This window comes from Paraburkholderia sp. BR14320 (genome assembly GCF_040948665.1).
Lineage (GTDB): Bacteria > Pseudomonadota > Gammaproteobacteria > Burkholderiales > Burkholderiaceae > Paraburkholderia > Paraburkholderia youngii.
Genome location: NZ_JBFPKG010000425.1, coordinates 1 through 216, shown reverse-complemented (window position 1 = coordinate 216; position 216 = coordinate 1). Strand labels below are relative to the sequence as shown.

Below are 216 nucleotides of genomic sequence, written 5' to 3'. Positions count from 1 at the left end.
ACGCGAGCCAGACGCCGTGGCGCAAGATGCATCTGTCGATCGACCCGGAGATGAATGTCCACCAGATCGCGATTACCGAGGACAACGTCTCCGACGAGGCGGGCCTGAATGCGATGCTGGCAGTCGACGCGAACGTCGACTGCGTGATCGCCGACGGCGCGTATTACAGTAGTGCGCAGACCGAGGCGTGGTCAGCCTGCGGCGTGCTGCCGGTGA

1 protein-coding gene is annotated in these 216 nt (G+C 63.9%); it reads left to right on the top strand.

The features are described from left to right. Positions 1-216 (top strand): transposase (locus AB3X89_RS40925; RefSeq protein ID WP_368588139.1); only part of this gene is annotated, 216 nt, incomplete at both ends.